The organism is Candidatus Babeliales bacterium (assembly GCA_035944115.1).
Classification (GTDB): Bacteria; Babelota; Babeliae; order Babelales; family Vermiphilaceae; genus DASZBJ01.
Window position 1 is genome coordinate 1 of the sequence record DASZBJ010000007.1, and the last position, 3,015, is coordinate 3,015.

Consider the following 3,015-nt stretch of genomic DNA (forward strand, 5'->3'; position numbering starts at 1 on the left):
TGAGACGGGATGATACGTGGGCAGATGGGATTGCTATTGATGGAACATGTCATTAGGACTTAGACAAAAAATGTGGAGATTTCGAATGTGATATTTTATAAGCGATAGTTATAATATTTGTATGAAAAATATCGTAAAAGACACTCAATAATGTTTCAAAAGAATTTATGGACATTGGGAGAAGCGAAAGAATATCTCAAAAAGAACAACATAAAATGTTGGAAATGGAGAAAACACACTTCAAGAAAAACTAAATTGGAGTATTTTCATTTCAAATTGGGTGATCGGCATGAATACGCTTGTTGGGAAGAATATGTAGTTAAACATATGGGAAATGGTATTGTGGAATTACATGCAACCAATGTTATGCATTTTTAGTCTTAAGAAACTTACCAATTTCAAGTGTTGAGGCAGTTTATCTATTTTCAGATGGATATCTCTGTCAATCGCTAGATTATACCATTGGCTATTTTTTGATATGTCATCACCATTAACAAATTCGATTGAGACGTGTAAATGAGGACGAGTCTCATAATCACGTGTAGGATGCATATCTGTGTACTCCAACATTGTGTCAGAGAAAAGGCGAAGGGCATTAGATAGAAATAACCATTCACGATTTCTCCGTTCTACGACTTCAGGCATATTCATTACAGCGTCATAATAATCTCGTGCGGTTTTATTTTCGAACACAATAGTTTGAGTCTTTTTAGGCATTTATTTATAGTAGAGAAAATAATAAATTATGCATTAGCGATTGTTGTGACTGTACCCAAACTACCTCTGTACTTTAACGCTCCGGATTCGCAATAGAGAATACCTCCTCCTGCTGGATTGGAAGATGGTGCAGCTGATCTATTAGCAATGAAAAGAACTCCGGTGCCAGAACCAAATGATCCACCATTAAATCCAAAACTTGCATTATTATCAGTAAAAGGTGTTCTAGCTGCAGATCGATCAGTGATATCAAATGTACCGGTACTACTAACTCTGAGTTCATAAACTCTTCCAGTTACTGCCGTTGAATTTTGAATTTCGATTTTTGCACTCAAAGCTGAACTGATAGCTCTTATGCAACTGTCTTCGCTAGCAACATTCTGAACACCACCAGAAACAACTAATTTAGCGGTTGCACTAGTTGTATTGACATAAACCGCGGTTCCAACATACGCACTTTTGGCGATACCAACACCTCCGGCACAAATTAGAGTACCAGTGGATGTTGATGTTGAATCAGTTGTACTTGACAAAGAGAGTGAACCAGCAGTATTCGCTCCTGATCCAGTTACTGGGTTAGTACCCATGGCTAAAGTCGTTGATGCACCGGTGTAAGGTACTAATGCCGTCAATAATGTTCCACTATCTTGAATCACTTTATTAGATGAGAAAGTTGCAATTCTCCCACTAGTTGCAGTTCCTGAATTAGTGACAACATTTGTAGCTATGATTCCACTATCTCCAATTATTGTTCCGAAAGTTCATAGATCTCCAGGAGTAGATGTGTTGAATTAGTTACAATCTGAGAAGGGACAATAATAACTTTTCCAGAAGTGCCAGAGAAAACAGACAATTGACCAGCGGTTACGGACGCCGGACCTGTAACCAAATCATTCGCATTCTTACTGTTTAATGTTGTTACATTTGAAATAGAATGAGAATTCATGTCTAAATTTGATGTCGATGGAGTGATAATATAATTAGTCAAAGCTGTACCATTTAAATTTGTTAAGTTTGTAATTGACCCTGTATTAGCATTGATTGTTGACCCTGAATTCATAGTGCCACCGGCAAGAGGGAGGAATGGTCCCCCGGATATCATTGATGATGGGATACCACTATCTTTGATAACTTTATCAGAAACAAATGACACAAGGTTATTTAATGTTCCAGTACTCGTATTGCTAACGATATTATCGACAGTCCTTGAATTTGTTGGTCCAATTAATGAAGAGTTTGAATAGATATTTTGAAATGGAATTGAAGATGTTCCAAGATCACAAGTGGTATTTGCTCGAATATTTGTGTAAGATCCATTTCCGATGAGAAGAGAATTTGATATTGAATTTGTGCAATTAACCCCAAAAATATCAGCATTTGTTCCATTTGATGTATTATCATGACCGAAAACGATGGAATCAGTGTTAGTACCTGATGAAGAACGATAACCAACGATAGTGGCATTAGTTCCAGCAATAGTTTCCTTTCCAATTGCCACAGAATTAGCACGGGCAATATTTTGAAGACCAATACACACGGCATCGTTTGCGGTCGCAGTTGTTAAATCACCCAAAACAATATTTCCAATACCACCCAAAGGTAAAGAAGTCGAATTCCCAATATTAATATTAGTATCTACCGGTCGGATAGCCGAAATATTAGTTATTTCATGTGTTCCCATATTAAAATTACCAGTTGCCGTTACACTTCCATCTTTGAGAAATAGATTACTTGTTGCGATACCTGAATCTTTGATGATTTTCCCAGTTGTTGAATTAAATGAACAAACATCATTATTTATTGCCGACGCCGGACCAGTTACAAGATCATTAGCGACTTTCCCATTAATATTATTAGTTATTGTAATGTTGGAGAATGTTGGTGAAGAAGTAGTTGAGATTGGTTGAGGAGTAGATAATGTAATTGAACCGGATCCATTTGTAATAATAACTTCATCACTTGTTCCTGTGAGTGTGTTAGCGATAGGTGCGTTTCCAGTCTTACCAATTACCAACTGCCCATCTGTCAAAACAATATCAGAAAGGTTATTACTAGAATCAATATATGCCACGCTATTTGCGTCGAGATTTGGTAAGTTCAAAGTTCCGACAACTAATGAGTCAGACTCGATAATACTCTCGTTTTTGAGGTCAGCAAATCCTGACTGATTCATTATAACTTGGTATAAGAATTAAAATGTGACAAAAATTTTACAATTATTTTGGAAACTATAATCATATAATGTCTAAGAAAAATCCATCAGACAAGGAGCCAGTCTCTGAACCAGTAAAGAAAAGG

3 protein-coding genes are annotated in these 3,015 nt (G+C 36.6%); all 3 read right to left on the reverse strand.

What is annotated here, in order from left to right; all coding sequences use genetic code 11:
* Positions 1-348 precede the first annotated feature (348 nt).
* A complete protein-coding gene (locus VGT41_00550) occupies positions 349-693 on the reverse strand; it encodes a hypothetical protein (protein HEV2600761.1) in 345 nt (114 codons plus the stop codon).
* Between the two features lie 50 nt (positions 694-743).
* Positions 744-1,349, reverse strand: a complete 606-nt coding sequence (locus VGT41_00555) for a hypothetical protein (GenBank protein HEV2600762.1) — start codon at positions 1,347-1,349, stop codon at positions 744-746.
* A 113-nt stretch (positions 1,350-1,462) separates the two neighbouring features.
* Entirely contained in the window at positions 1,463-2,890 is a 1,428-nt protein-coding gene (locus tag VGT41_00560) for a hypothetical protein (protein HEV2600763.1), read from the reverse strand.
* Between the last annotated feature and the right edge of the window lie 125 nt (positions 2,891-3,015).